Consider the following 13,171-nt stretch of genomic DNA (forward strand, 5'->3'; position numbering starts at 1 on the left):
CGATGACCGACGGCGCGCGCCGGATCCAGCGCGGACGGTCAGGGCCGTCCCCCTCCTCCGTCCGCACCGGCTCTCCCGTGCTGATCGGGCGCGACGCCGAGCTGAGCACCCTCGCGACCGCCATCGCCGCGTCCCCGTCCGTCGCCTTCGTCGAGGGCGAGGCGGGTGTGGGGAAGACCCGGCTGGTCGCCGAGTTGGTGTCCGCTCTGCGCACGGGTCCGGCGTGGGTGACGACCGGGTACTGCCGGCCGCTGTGCGACCCGTTCCCGTACGGCGTCATCTTCGAGTGCCTGCGCGCCTGCGGCGACCGGCTCGGTGAGCCGACCGCGGTGACCGGCGCGCTGCGCCCCCACCTGCCCGAACTGGCCGACCGGCTGCCCGTCCGGCCCGAACCGCTGGGCGACCCGGCGGCCGAGCGGTACCGGTTGTTCCGCGCCGTCCGCGACCTGCTGGCCGCGGTGGGGCCCGCGGTGCTGGTGATCGAGGACGTCCACTGGGCCGACCACGGCACCCGCCAGCTGCTGCGTTTCATCATGACGAACCCGCCGCCGGGGCTCTCGCTGCTGGTGACGTTCCGCCGCGAGGACCTGCCCGCGGACGCCCCGCTCGGCCGGGCGTTCCGACCCCCGCCCGGCACCACCGCCGCGCACCTGGTCCTCGGTCCGCTCGACACCGAGGGAGTCCGCGGGCTGGTCGAGGCCATCCTCGGCGGCCGGACGGTGCCCGCCGGGTTCGCGGAGACCATGCGACAGCGCACCGCGGGCATCCCGTTCCTCGTCGAGGAGACGACGTACTCGCTGTGCGACCTCGACCGCGGCGTCCGCTTCGACGGCGCCGCCCGGCGGCTGCTCGACAACGCCGAGGTGCCCGCACTGCTGCACGAGGCCATGGCCGCGCGCATGCGCGCGCTGCCCGGCGCCGCGCGCTCCCTCGCGGAGGCCGCGGCGGTCCTCGCCGTACCCGCGACGGCGGGGCTGCTCGGCGCCGTGGCACAGGTCGGGGGATGCGAGGAGGTCACCCGGCTGGTCGACAACGCGGTCCTGGTCGAGATCGCCGAGAACGAGTTCGGCTACCGGCACGCGCTGGCCCAGCGCGCGGTGTCCGACGCGCTGCCCGGCCCGGACCGGCGGGCGCTGCACCTGCGCGCGCTGGCGGCGCTGGCGCGACTCGACCGGCCCCCGCTGGTACGGCTCGCCGCGCACGCCAGGCACGCCGGGCTCCTGGACGACTGGCTCCGCCACAGCGAGGGCGCCGCCGACGCGGCCCTGGAGGCCGGTGACGCCTCGACCGCGATCGACCTGCTGTGCGCCGCGGTCGCCGAGCCGTCCCTCGCGGCCGAGGACGTGGACCGGATGGCCACCAAGCTGTGCCGGTACGCGCTGAGCGGCCTGCACCACGACGGGGTGATCGCCCAGATCGAGCGGCTGTCGTCGGACTCCCGGCTGTCCGGCGGCGTCCGGGGTGAGGTACGGCTGTGGCTCGGCCTGCTCCTGGTCCGCAAGACCGGCGAGATGGACCGGGGCCGCGCCCACATCGAGGTCGCCGTCGACGCGCTGCGCGACCGTCCCGACCGGAGGCTGCGCGGGATGGCCGTCCTCGCCCTGCCCTACCTCGGTACCGCTCCGATCGCCGAGAGCCGCGCATGGCTCGACCAGGTCGACGACGGCCTCGGCGAGCTGCCCGCGGGCGCGCCTCGCACCTCGCTGCTCGCCGACGTCGTGGGTGCCCAGCTGATCTCCGGTGACCCCCGCGCCTGGCACCGCATCGCCTTGCTGCCCGCGCCCTCGGATCCCGGCGGCGCCGAGCAGACGCGGGAACTGGCCCGGGTGCACTTCAGCCTGGCCGACGCGTGTTCGTGGATCGGGCACTACGCACGCGCCTGGGAGCACCTGCACACCGGCCTGAACCTCGCCGCCCAGGCGGGCGCGTCCGCTGCCGTCGGCACCGCCGAGACCACCCGGATCCGGCTGGACTGGCTCGCCGGCGACTGGGAGGGGCTGGAGGAGCGGGCCGAGCGGATGGCCCAGACGTACACGCATCTGCTGCCCGTCACCAGCGAGTTGCAACTCGTCCTGGGCTGGCTGGCCACCGCCCGCGGCGACTGGGACCAGGCCGAATCCTGCTACCGGGCCACCCGCATGTCCCAGCCCGACTCCGCGCTCATCCCCGTCGCGAACGCCGCCACCGGCGGGATGATCACCATGCTGCTGGACCGCGGCGACGTCGCCGCGGCCTGTGCCCACGCCGGTCGCGGGACCGCCCTGCTGCGCCGCAAGGGCCTGTGGGCGTGGGCGGGCGACCTGGCCCCACAGGCCGTCGAGGCGTACCTGGGCGCCGGCCGCGGCGAGGACGCACACGCCCTCGTCGAGGACATGCGCGTCGGGCTCGCCGGCCTGGACGCACCGCTCGCCCGCGCCGCCCTGACCGCCTGCAGGGCCCAGCTCGCCCTCGCGGACGGCGACCCCGCCGGGGCCGCCCGCCTCTTCGAGACCGCGATCCGCCGCTACGAGCGCCTCGACCTTCCCTACCGGACGGCGCGCCTCACCGAACAGGCCGCCCGCGGGCGCCCGGCCGACGCCCGCGCACTCGGCGAACTGGCACGCTCCTACGAACGGCTCGGCGCCCCGCTGGACGCCGCTCGCTGCCGCCACCTCGTCCGCGACGCCGCCGCCCCGTCCGGTGGCCGCCGCGGGTAGGGCAACGAGCTCTCACCCCGCGAACGGGACGTCGCCCGCCTGCTGGCCGGCGGCCGCACCAACCGCGAGATCGCCCAAGCGCTGTTCCTGTCACGCCGGACGGTCGAGGACCATGTCGCCAGCGTCCTGCGCAAGCTGAACGTCACCTCCCGCCGCGAGGTGCGCCTCTGACCCGGGCGCCCCTCGCCGGCCCGACGCCCGGCGCCGCGCGCTCGCTCAGTGGGCGGCCTCGTACTGCTCGATCACGTTCGCGGGGATGCGACCGCGGTCGTTGACCTTGATCCCCGCCGACCGGGCCCACTCGCGGATCTCGGCGCTGCGCTCGCGGTTGCCCGCCACGCGGGCGGCACCCCTGCGCCCGGCCGTGGCACGAGCCTTGCGGGCATTGTCCTTGTACGGTGCGATGGCCTTGCGTAGTTTGGCCGCGTTTTTCTTGTTCAGATCAATTTCATACGCTCGGCCGTCGAGGGAGAAGGACACGGTTTCCTCCGCCGTCCCGCCGTCGAGGTCATCAACCAGGAGAACCTGGACCTTCTGTGCCATCAGTAAACTTCCTCTCGCTCGGTTTCTCAGTTCGAAGAGTAGCCGATGATAGGCGGACGATGTAATTTCGCAACGACCCGCGCTCCGATGCGAACACCGGATCCTTTCCGCCAATGCCCTTCGCGCGGTAACCTCGGGTCGCGGATCGCCCACTCGGAGCTTTCGCCCGCAGGTCGCGCGGGGTCGGCCGCCGGGGCACCTTAGGCGCAGTCCGTCCTTTCCCTGAGGCCTACCCCCGGACGGCGCTGCGAGAAGAGCGTCCGCGCCCACCGCCAGGCCGACGAAGGCCAATTCCTCATCGGCTGCAGAAGAACACCCTGCGGGCCACGGGAACCAACCACTACGGCAAGCGAGCCGACGGCGCCGGTGGCTGAGGCCAGGAAGCAGATCGGCCGCGGGCCGCGCCCCATCCGCCGAGTGCCCGCGCCTGGCCCGCCCTTCACCGGCCAGGACCGCTAAGGTCCGTCCCCACACAAGCGGGAGGCATCCCCATGCCAACGTTCAGCACCTCCGAGCCGATTTCCACCTTGCTCCCGCTTTTCGTCGGCGATGCCTACACCACCGCCGACGGCCTAGACGAAACCGTCGTCGAGGCGCGTCCCGGCGACCAGTCGAAGGCGCCCGGCGTACGGACCACAGAACAGACGAGCGTCGAGTACACCGGCGGAAGACTGCTCGTCCAAACGCCCAAGCGGCGCAGCAACATGATCGGCCTCGGCTTCGTTAAGGACGTCTCGGTACAGGTTCGTATAGAACTGCCCCACGGTTCACGAATCCATGGATCCACGGGGTGAGAAGCCTGTAGTGCGACGGCCTGTTCGGCGAATGCGAACTGTCGACCGGCGCCGGGGCTCCATCCGAGTCGAGAACGACGAGTTGGTGGCCCCGGTGCCCTTCCGGCCGTGGGCGGTGACATTAGGCTGCACCGGAGAAGGGGCTGGTCGCAGACCGGGGGTGGGCGGATGGGGTACGACAGGCGCGACAACTGGTCTCCCCTGACGATCCTGCCGTTCGCCATGATGGCCCTCGTCGCGGCCGGCGACGTCCTCGCGGGGCCGGGCACGGGGTATCTGCCGCTGCTGGCCCTCGGGCCGGCCTTCGCCAGCCTGTCCGGCGGAGTGCTGCGCACCGCGGCGGTCGGCGTGCTCGCTCTCGCGCTGTGCCTGGCTTTGGCGCGTTTCAACCACATTCTCGGTTCCCGCAACAGCGCGCTCACCTTCGCCTCGCTCATCGGCGTCACGGCGGCGGGAATGCTCGCCAGCGTCTACCGGGAGCGCAACGAGCGGGAGCTCGCGGGCATGCGCAGCATCGCCGAAGTGGCGCAACGGGTGCTGCTGAGGCCCGTGCCACGCCGGGTCGGGACCAACCGCGCCGCCGTCCGGTACATCTCGGCCGCGGCCGGGGCGAGGATCGGCGGTGACCTGTACGAGGTGGTGATGACGTCGCAGGGCGTGCGGGTGATCGTCGGAGACGTGCAGGGGAAGGGCCTCGACGCGGTGGAGACGGCGGCGGTCGTGCTCGGCGCCTTCCGCGAGGCGGCCTATGACGAGCCCGGGCTGCCCGGTGTCGCCGACCGGATCGAGCGGGCGCTGGCGCGCCATCTCACCAGCGAGCAGTTCGTGACCGCGGTGCTCGCCGAACTGCATCCCGACCATCGGGTCACGCTGCTCAACCGGGGTCATCCCCCGCCGCTCCTCGTCCACGCGGGCAAGGCGGCCGAGTCGCTCGACCCACCGGCGGCGGCGCCGCCGCTGGGCCTGTCCGGGCTCGTCGACGAATCCGCGCGCACCTTCTCCGTCGAGTTCCGCCCCGGTGATCAACTGTTGCTCTACACCGACGGCGTTGTGGAGGCGCGAAATGGAAAAGGCGACTTCTATCCGCTGACCCAGCGGGTGGACGCCCTCCTGGACACCGATCCCGAAATGGCCTTGGACGCCCTTCAGGCGGACCTTCTCCGCTATGTGGGCGCGCCACTCGACGACGACGCGGCGATGCTGTTGCTGACGACGGAACCAACGGCGCAGGCCTGACCCGACCGCCGCGTCCCGGAGCCCTTCGACCTGTTTCGAATGGGCACTGAAAAACCTGTCATTGACAATAGGCCGGTCACGTCATGATCCTTGGGACCGGCACGGTCCACTCCCCGTGCTCCGGCCAGCGCGCGCATGCCGAATCGCTCCCGCCCCGCAAGGAGTTGCGCCATGCCGCGTCGAACCCTGCTCGCCGTCGCCGCCATCGCCGTCCTCACAGCGGTTCCCGCCGCCGTCCCGGCGGCCGCCCCGGCATCCGCCGGGCGCATGCCTCCCGGCGAGAAGGCCGCCCCCGCGACCCCCGACCCGGCCGCACCCAAACGCGGAACCGTCGCCACCGCCCGTCCTTTCGTCCAGAACGCGGGCAGCGCCAAGGCCGTCACCGCCTTCCGCGAGTTGCATCGCGACCGTATCGCACGCGAGAAGGTCCACCATTTCTGGGGAGTCGAGCCGGCCGCCGGTTCCCACGACGGATTCCAGGCCACACATAGCGTAGACACGAGTTACAAGGTGTCCTTCAAGGACGACTTCACTTACACGCCGACCATCAAGGCCGCCGGATCCTGTATGGAGATCACCACCGTCTACTCCCAGCTCGTCGGTAACGAGATATGGGCGTGGGACTGGTGCGGCGGCGACGGGCCGAAGAAGGAAATCAAGATGGACGCCGATTTCGTCCAGACCTACACTAAGCCCGTGAACGGCCAGCCCGCCTACAGCGTCCAGCTCGTCCAGACCGACGCGGGCCAGAACGCGTGGTCGGCGTACCTCTACAACTACAAGACCAGCAGCTGGAGCCTGTTCTACAGCAAGTCGGGAACCGACACCAGCGCGCTGAAGTACGGCTGGGACATCTTCGAGATCTACGCCAGCCGCAACTCCGCCACCAACACCGGCTACTACTGCACCGACGCCAAGAACGTGGTGTTCGAGAGCAGCTCCATCCAGCTCCGGAAGGGCGGCACGTGGAAGGCGGCGAGCCCATCGGAATCGCCGTGGCAGCCGACCGCCGAGCCGAATCCGAACGACTACCTGTGCCCGGCGCTGAAGTTCGTCCGCGCGGGCGCGAACGACCACTGGATCGTCCGCCAGTAGGCGGCCCGGCCGCTGAAAAGCCCCTGTGGCCAGGTCCGGCGGGTTGTTCACGTTTTGTTAGCAGGACGCGCTGACCGGCGGATACGTGTGCGCGGGGTGAAGGAGCGGCTACGCCGGGGTCCTCCGGCGGAACCCGATGTCATCATTTGATCGTAAGCTGAAGGCCATGCCCGACGGCCGTCCCTCCTGCCCCTGCGTGATCTGTCACGACTACGGCGACCGCGAACGCCTGGACAACTTCCAGCTCCGCACGATCGTGCACATCAGCCAGTACGGCTGGAGCGTCGTCCTCGTACATCCGGACGGGGAACTCCCCGGCTGGGCGTACACGATCGGGCTGTGGCACAGCCACCGGTCGGCCGAGCTGGCGCTGTTCGGCGGCGACGTGTACGAGATGGAGGAGACGCTGAACGCGCTCGGCCGGCAGACCGCCGACGGCGACGGCCCCGCCGAGGGCGAGCGTCGCGACGACATCCTGCGAGGGCAGCAGGCCGCGTTCCGGATGGCCGACGTCCGCTGGTACGACGCGCTGTTCTCCGGCGCCGTCGCCTTCTACCGGCGGCCTCCGCTGCCGATCCTGCAGGTGGTCTGGCCGAACCCGGAGGGTCTGTTCCCCTGGCAGCCGGGCACCGACCTGACGTTCCGGCACTCCCAGCCGTGGCTGTGGCTGGCCCCGTCCCAGCACTCCCCCGGCGCCTGGACGCGTCGCGTCCAGGCGCTGGAAACCTGACCGCCGCGCGTCTGCCGGGTCCGCGGACCCGGCGCATAGGATCGGCGGGTGTACGGGCCGATCGCCGAGACCATCGCCACGCCGCGCCTCGTCCTTGAGCCGCTGGCCGTCCACCACGCCGACGAGATGGCCGTGGTGCTGGACGACCCGCGCCTGCACCATTTCATCGGCGGCGAGCCCCTCACCAGGGAGGAGTTGCGCGCCCGGTACGAGCATCTGGTGGCGGGTCCGGCGCCCTTTCACCAGGAGTGCTGGCTGAACTGGGTGGTGCGCCGCGCCCGGGACGGGCAGGCGGTCGGATACGTCCAGGCGACCGTGAAACCGGCGCAGCCGGGCTTCACGGTGACGCCGCGGGCCGCCGGCTCCACCGTCACCCCGTCGCCCGCGCGCAACGTCGCCTCGGTCGCCTGGGTCATCGGCATGCCGTTCCAGGGGTTCGGCTTCGCCGGGGAGGCGGCCCACGCGCTGGTCGGCTGGCTCCTCGCGCACGGCGCCGGCGAGATCGTCGCCGCCATCCATCCCGAGAACGCGGCCTCCGGCGCGGTGGCGGCGCGGGTCGGCCTGCGCCCCACGGCCGAGACCGCCGACGGTGAGACCGTTTGGCGGCTCCCCCGCGACGCGCCGCGGTGACACTCTGATGTCGGGCGCGGCAGGCGGTGAGCGAGCGGGTAGGCCAGAATCGACGGGGTCTGTCGTCGACCGGTCGAGGAGTGGAGCGCATGCGGGAGGTCTGGCCCGGGGATCCGTACCCGCTGGGCGCCACCTGGGACGGCACCGGCACGAACTTCGCGCTGTTCTCAGAGGTGGCGCGGCGGGTCGAGCTGTGCCTGTTCGACTCCGAGGGGAACGAGGCGCGACGCGATCTGCCCGAGGTGGACGGGTTCGTCTGGCACGGCTACCTGCCGGGCGTCGGGCCCGGGCAGCGGTACGGGTACCGGGTGCACGGCCCGTTCAGCCCGCGGGACGGGCACCGCTGCAACCCGGCGAAGCTCCTGCTCGACCCCTACGGCAAGGCCGTGGAGGGCGGGGTGCGCTGGCACGAGTCGCTGTTCTCCTACCGGTTCGCCGACCCGAGCGCGCTGAACGAGGACGACAGCGCCCCGTCCATGCCGAAGAACGTGGTCGTCAACCCGTTCTTCGACTGGGCCGACGACCGGCCGCCGCGCGTCCCCTACCACGAGAGCGTCATCTACGAGGCGCACGTCAAGGGCCTCACCCGGTTGCACCCGGGTATCCCGGAGGAGCAGCGCGGCACCTACGCGGGGCTCGCGCACCCGGTGATGATCGACCACCTGCTCGACCTCGGCGTCACCGCCGTCGAGCTGATGCCGGTACACCAGTCGATTCCCGAACACGCGCTGGTGGCGCGGGGTCTGGACAACTACTGGGGCTACAACACGATCGGGTTCTTCGCGCCGCACAACTCCTACAGTTCGTCCGGGCAGGCCGGGGAGCAGGTGCTGGAGTTCAAGGCGATGGTCCGCGCCCTGCACGAGGCGGGCATCGAGGTCATCCTGGACGTCGTCTACAACCACACCGCCGAGGGCGACCACCTCGGGCCGACGCTGTCATTCCGCGGCATCGACAACGCCTCGTACTACCGGCTGCGCGATGACGACAAGCGCTACCACCTGGACTACACCGGCTGCGGCAACTCGCTGAACGTCCGCAACCCGCACGCCCTCCAGCTGATCATGGATTCGCTGCGCTACTGGATCCTGGACATGCACGTGGACGGGTTCCGGTTCGACCTGGCCTCGGCCCTGGCCCGCGAGTTGCACGACGTCGACCGGCTGGCCGCGTTCTTCGACCTCGTCCAGCAGGACCCGGTGGTCTCGCAGGTCAAGCTGATCGCCGAGCCGTGGGACGTGGGCGAGGGCGGCTACCAGGTCGGCAACTTCCCGCCGCTGTGGACGGAGTGGAACGGCAAGTACCGCGACACCGTCCGCGACTTCTGGCGCGGCTCGTACGCGACGATGCCGGAGTTCGCGTCCCGGCTCACCGGCTCGTCCGACCTGTACGAGCACAGCGCGCGGCGGCCGTTCGCCTCCATCAACTTCGTGACCTGCCATGACGGGTTCACGCTGACGGATCTGGTCTCCTACGACCACAAGCACAACGAGGCCAACGGCGAGGACAACCGGGACGGCACCGACGACAACCGGTCGTGGAACTGCGGCCACGAGGGCCCGACTCGCGACCCCGACGTCCTCGACCTGCGGGCTCGCCAGCGCCGCAACTTCCTCGCGACCCTCTTCCTGTCGCAGGGCGTGCCGATGCTGTCCCACGGGGACGAGATGGGCCGCACGCAGAAGGGCAACAACAACGCCTACTGCCAGGACGACGAGATCGCCTGGGTGCGCTGGGACGATCCGGGCGACATGGAGTTCGTCGGACGGCTGGCCCGGCTGCGGCACGACCACCCGGTGTTCCGGCGGCGCCGCTTCTTCACCGGGACGGGCACCGGCGCCGCCGCCGACATCTCCTGGCTGACCCCCGCGGGAGAGGTCATGACCGACCACGACTGGAACGTGGGATTCGCCAAGTCGCTCGGGGTGTTCCTCAACGGCGACGCGATCACCGAGCCCGACCCGCGTGGCCGCCGCGTCCGGGACGACTCGTTCCTCCTGCTGGTGAACGCGGGCTCGGAGGCCGTCGGGTTCACCCTTCCGGGCGGGGAGTACGGCGAGCGCTGGGAGTTCGTGCTCGACACCGCCGAGCCGGACACGGCGGACGAGCGTCCCCGCGTCAAGGCGCGCGACGACGTCCGCGCCCCCGCACGCTCCCTGATCGTGCTCCGCCGGCTGGCATGAGCGTGGCGGGCTGAGCGTGGGCGCGCTGAGCGTGAGCCGCGATGAGCGTGGGCGGCGGCCCTAGCCGACCTGGATGGCGGTCAGAAAGACCAGGATGACCGTGGTGAGGGCCACGAGCCCGTGGACGGCGACCGCGGTGGCCGGGAACGCCTGCTCGGCGCCGCGGGCGTGCCGTCCGCCGCGTCCGACGAGCCAGCGCGTGAACAGCATGAAGCCCTGGAAGGCGACCACGAGCAGGGCGGCGAACGCGCCCCAGGCGTAGCCGGCGACCCCGGTGGCGAGGTAGGTGATCCAGACGGCGAGCCCGAGCAGGGCGGCGAGGGGATGGCCCACGATGACCAGGATCGGGAATCGCGTCACCTTCGTCGCCCGGCCTTCGCGTGCCGTCCAGACGACCAGTAGGTATCCCCCCGCGACCGCGGCGAGAACCCATGCGGCCAGCGCGGCGAACGCCACCTCCGCTCCCTTCGCTGTAGTTCCCGTCCCCGGGACAAGTGTCGCGCGCCGGATCCGCTTTCATGGCGGGTTCCCACAGATTGCCGCACAGACCGTTACCCCGCTGGTCAAAATGGCGGTGCAGTAGCTTGTGAGTCCTATGCGGAATCTTGCTCCCACCGACCTTCCGGTGGATCTCGCCGAGCGGTACGCCTATCCCGCGCAGGGCTCCTACCTGCGGGCGAACATGATCGCGAGCCTGGACGGCGCGGCGCAGCGCGACGGGCGCAGCGGCGGCCTCGGCAACGCCTCCGACCGGTCGCTGTTCTTGCTACTGCGCGCGCTGGCGGACGTGGTGATCGTCGGCGCCGGGACGGTACGGGCCGAGGGCTACGGGCCGGTCCGGCCGGGCGAGGGATGGGACGGGCTGCGGGGCGGGCGCCCGCCCGCGCCGCCCCTGGCGATCGTCTCGCGCACCCTCGACCTGGACTTCGACGCACCGGTGTTCACCGAGGCCGCCGCCAGAACGATCGTCCTGACGCCCGCCGTCGCGGACCCGGCGCGGCTGCGGATGGCGCGGGAGCGGGCGGAGGTGATCGTCGCCGGAGACGTCTCGCTGGATTTCAGCGCCGCGGTCGGCGAACTGGAGGCGCGCGGCTTCGCGCGGATGCTGTGCGAGGGCGGCCCGGCGATCCTCGCGGGGCTGGTCGAGGCCGGCCTGCTGGACGAGTTGTGCCTCACGCTGAGCCCGCAGATCCTCGGGGGCCGGCCGACGCGCATCCTGAACGGGCCACCGCTTCCCGTCCCGCCCGACATGGCCTTGGTGCACGCTCTCCAGGACGACGATTTCCTCTTCCTGCGCTACGCCTTGCGTGGCGGGGCGGCCGCGCCCAGCCGGTAGCGGACGAACAGCACCCCTTCGTCCAGGTAGAGGGCGGAGGGCTCCAGCGGGACCTCGGCGTCCAGATCGCCGAGGAGCCGGGTGTGGCGGGCACCTGCGACCAGGGCCGGGGCGATGTTCAGGCACAGCTCGTCGACGAGGGAGGCGCGGATCAGCGCGGTGGCGAGGGCGGGCCCGCCCTCGCAGAGCAGGCGCCCACGGCCTTGGCCACCGTGTGGATGCTCTTCGCCCAGCCGGCGGATCGCGGACGGAAGGTCGATGTCCTGCCCACCGGCGGCGACCACCGGTATCCCGGACGGGACCCGGGCCCGCGCGTGCTCCGAGGTGACGATGATCGTCGGTGTCTCGGCCTCGGTGAACAGCGGGAGCGTCCAGTCCAGGTCGAGGGAGCGGCTCACCACGGCGATGGGCGCGGGCGGGCGCCCCCGGCGCGCGCGCAGGTCCGAGCGGAGGCGGGCGGGGCCGAGCCGTCCCGTCCGGACGGTTCCGGCGCCGACGAGGATCACGTCAGCGAGGGCCCGCAGCGTCCGGAAGACGCGGAAGTCGGCGGCGCCGCCGAGGCCGTCCGTCCAGCCCTCGGCGTCGGTGACGGAGCCGTCCGCGCTCATCACCATGCCGATCCGCAGGCCGGGTGCGTCCCCGTACGCCTCATAGGGATCCACATCGGCCGTGGCGGGTCCGGGAAGCAGGCGGAGCATGGTCGGCAGGCTATCCAACGGCCGTTTCGGGTCCCCCGCCGTGTCCCTTTGTCGGGGGCAGGGCGCAAGATGGGGGAATGGACTTGCCGATCAGTCTTCCGCTGTCGCCGATGCTGGCCAAGGCGGTCAAGGCCATGCCCAAGGGCGATCTGCTGTACGAGCCCAAGTGGGACGGGTTCCGCTGCATCGTCTTCCGCGACGGCGACGAGGTGGAGCTGTCCAGCCGCGGCGAGAAGCCGCTCACGCGCTACTTCCCCGAGCTGGTCGAGGCGGTGCGGCGGGAGCTGCCCGAGCGATGCGTCGTGGACGGCGAGATCGTGCTGCGCAAGGGGACGCGCCTGGACTTCGACGGCCTCCAGCAGCGCATCCACCCGGCGGCATCGCGCGTCACACTGCTCTCGGAGGAGACGCCCGCCTCGTTCGTGGCGTTCGACCTGCTGGCGATCGGCGACGAGTCGCTGATGGAGGTGCCGCTCGGCGAGCGCCGGCGGCGGCTCGTCGAGGCTCTGGCCGGGGTGCGGGCGCCGGTGTTCGTCACGCCCGCGTCCGACTCCTACGAGCTTGCGCTGCGCTGGTTCGAGGAGTTCGAGGGGGCGGGGCTGGACGGGGTGATCGCCAAGCCGCGCGACCTGCCGTACCAGCCCGACAAGCGCGTCCTGTTCAAGGTCAAGCACGAGCGGACCGCCGACTGCGTGGTGGCGGGCTTCCGCTGGCACAAGTCGGGGCCGATCGTCGGCTCGCTGCTGCTCGGCCTCTACAACTCCGAAGGGCATCTCCAGCACGTGGGCGTCGCGGCCTCGTTCACGATGAAGCGCCGCGCCGAGCTGGTCGAGGAGCTGAAGCCGTACCTGCTGGAGGACCTCGACGATCATCCGTGGGCGGAGTGGGCGCGGCAGACGGACGCGACCGCCGACCGGATGCCGGGCGCGATCTCCCGCTGGACGGGCAAGAAGGACCTGGCGTGGGTGGCGCTGCGCCCGGAACTGGTCGTCGAGGTGGCGTACGAGGCGATGGAGGGCGACCGGATCCGGCACACCGCGCGGTTCCGGAACTGGCGGCCCGACCGGACGCCGGAGTCGTGCACCTACGAGCAGCTCGAACAGCCGGTCGCCTACGACCTGGACGACATCCTCGGCGGCTCGGCCACGAGCCCGCGCGCCGACCGCTGAGCCGGCTCGGCTGAGATGAGCCGGCTACGAGGCGGCTGAGACGAGGCGGCCGGGCCGCGCC

12 protein-coding genes and 1 pseudogene are annotated in these 13,171 nt (G+C 71.7%); 10 read left to right on the top strand and 3 right to left on the bottom strand.

All coding sequences use genetic code 11. From position 1 onward, the window contains the following. The first annotated feature begins 2 nt into the window (after positions 1–2). Positions 3–2,696, top strand: coding sequence for an ATP-binding protein (locus AMA02S_RS14610; RefSeq protein WP_218004967.1), 2,694 nt, complete (start codon positions 3–5; stop codon positions 2,694–2,696). Between the two features lie 18 nt (positions 2,697–2,714). After that, positions 2,715–2,867, top strand: a pseudogene (locus tag AMA02S_RS43490) (response regulator transcription factor); the annotation flags it as partial. A 45-nt stretch (positions 2,868–2,912) separates the two neighbouring features. Here AMA02S_RS43490 and AMA02S_RS14615 read toward each other — a convergent pair. Then, complete coding sequence (locus tag AMA02S_RS14615) at positions 2,913–3,239, bottom strand: histone-like nucleoid-structuring protein Lsr2 (RefSeq protein ID WP_067457890.1); 327 nt, start codon at positions 3,237–3,239, stop codon at positions 2,913–2,915. A gap of 491 nt (positions 3,240–3,730) precedes the next feature. On the opposite strand from AMA02S_RS14615, the gene AMA02S_RS14620 reads away from it, so the two are divergent. The 6 genes from AMA02S_RS14620 (at position 3,731) to glgX (ending at position 9,907) form a co-directional block, all read left to right on the top strand. Beyond that, on the top strand, positions 3,731–4,033 hold the full coding sequence (locus tag AMA02S_RS14620) for a hypothetical protein (RefSeq protein ID WP_067457894.1): 303 nt from the start codon (positions 3,731–3,733) through the stop codon (positions 4,031–4,033). A gap of 168 nt (positions 4,034–4,201) precedes the next feature. Then, positions 4,202–5,269 (top strand): PP2C family protein-serine/threonine phosphatase, encoded by a 1,068-nt coding sequence (locus tag AMA02S_RS14625; RefSeq protein ID WP_067457896.1) that lies wholly within the window; start codon positions 4,202–4,204, stop codon positions 5,267–5,269. A 171-nt stretch (positions 5,270–5,440) separates the two neighbouring features. Then, entirely contained in the window at positions 5,441–6,364 is a 924-nt protein-coding gene (locus AMA02S_RS14630; protein WP_067457897.1) for a hypothetical protein, read from the top strand. Between the two features lie 166 nt (positions 6,365–6,530). Beyond that, the gene (locus AMA02S_RS14635) at positions 6,531–7,094 is read left to right on the top strand and encodes a DUF4262 domain-containing protein (RefSeq protein ID WP_067457899.1); all 564 of its coding nucleotides are present in this window, start codon (positions 6,531–6,533) and stop codon (positions 7,092–7,094) included. Between the two features lie 48 nt (positions 7,095–7,142). Beyond that, entirely contained in the window at positions 7,143–7,724 is a 582-nt protein-coding gene (locus tag AMA02S_RS14640) for a GNAT family N-acetyltransferase (protein ID WP_067457902.1), read from the top strand. An 89-nt stretch (positions 7,725–7,813) separates the two neighbouring features. Then, positions 7,814–9,907 (top strand): glycogen debranching protein GlgX, encoded by a 2,094-nt coding sequence (glgX, locus tag AMA02S_RS14645; RefSeq protein WP_067457905.1) that lies wholly within the window; start codon positions 7,814–7,816, stop codon positions 9,905–9,907. Positions 9,908–9,967: 60 nt separating this feature from the next. Here glgX and AMA02S_RS14650 read toward each other — a convergent pair whose 3' ends face one another. After that, a complete protein-coding gene (locus AMA02S_RS14650) occupies positions 9,968–10,363 on the bottom strand; it encodes a hypothetical protein (RefSeq protein WP_067457907.1) in 396 nt (131 codons plus the stop codon). A 139-nt stretch (positions 10,364–10,502) separates the two neighbouring features. On the opposite strand from AMA02S_RS14650, the gene AMA02S_RS14655 reads away from it, so the two are divergent. After that, positions 10,503–11,243, top strand: a complete 741-nt coding sequence (locus AMA02S_RS14655; protein ID WP_067457910.1) for a pyrimidine reductase family protein — start codon at positions 10,503–10,505, stop codon at positions 11,241–11,243. Here AMA02S_RS14655 and AMA02S_RS14660 read toward each other — a convergent pair. Beyond that, on the bottom strand, positions 11,204–11,941 hold the full coding sequence (locus AMA02S_RS14660) for a dihydrofolate reductase family protein (protein WP_067457912.1): 738 nt from the start codon (positions 11,939–11,941) through the stop codon (positions 11,204–11,206). The genes AMA02S_RS14655 and AMA02S_RS14660 overlap by 40 nt on opposite strands. 77 nt (positions 11,942–12,018) lie before the next feature. Here AMA02S_RS14660 and AMA02S_RS14665 point away from each other — a divergent pair, with 77 nt between their 5' ends. Further along, positions 12,019–13,110: an ATP-dependent DNA ligase gene (locus AMA02S_RS14665; protein WP_067457915.1), complete on the top strand. Its 1,092-nt coding sequence runs from the start codon at positions 12,019–12,021 to the stop codon at positions 13,108–13,110. Positions 13,111–13,171 lie beyond the last annotated feature (61 nt).

The sequence above is a fragment of the Actinomadura macra NBRC 14102 genome, from assembly GCF_001552215.1.
Lineage (GTDB): Bacteria > Actinomycetota > Actinomycetes > Streptosporangiales > Streptosporangiaceae > Spirillospora > Spirillospora macra.

Bases quoted from the DNA above. Each gene is read 5' to 3' on its own strand.
- AMA02S_RS14620 (WP_067457894.1), top strand. From the start codon at position 3,731: ATGCCAACGTTCAGCACCTCCGAGCCGATTTCCACCTTGCTCCCGCTT.
- AMA02S_RS14630 (WP_067457897.1), top strand. From the start codon at position 5,441: ATGCCGCGTCGAACCCTGCTCGCCGTCGCCGCCATCGCCGTCCTCACA.
- AMA02S_RS14660 (WP_067457912.1), bottom strand. From the start codon at position 11,941: ATGCTCCGCCTGCTTCCCGGACCCGCCACGGCCGATGTGGATCCCTAT.
- AMA02S_RS14635 (WP_067457899.1), top strand. From the start codon at position 6,531: ATGCCCGACGGCCGTCCCTCCTGCCCCTGCGTGATCTGTCACGACTAC.
- AMA02S_RS14610 (WP_218004967.1), top strand. From the start codon at position 3: ATGACCGACGGCGCGCGCCGGATCCAGCGCGGACGGTCAGGGCCGTCC.
- AMA02S_RS14625 (WP_067457896.1), top strand. From the start codon at position 4,202: ATGGGGTACGACAGGCGCGACAACTGGTCTCCCCTGACGATCCTGCCG.
- AMA02S_RS14655 (WP_067457910.1), top strand. From the start codon at position 10,503: ATGCGGAATCTTGCTCCCACCGACCTTCCGGTGGATCTCGCCGAGCGG.
- AMA02S_RS14665 (WP_067457915.1), top strand. From the start codon at position 12,019: ATGGACTTGCCGATCAGTCTTCCGCTGTCGCCGATGCTGGCCAAGGCG.
- AMA02S_RS14615 (WP_067457890.1), bottom strand. From the start codon at position 3,239: ATGGCACAGAAGGTCCAGGTTCTCCTGGTTGATGACCTCGACGGCGGG.
- glgX (WP_067457905.1), top strand. From the start codon at position 7,814: ATGCGGGAGGTCTGGCCCGGGGATCCGTACCCGCTGGGCGCCACCTGG.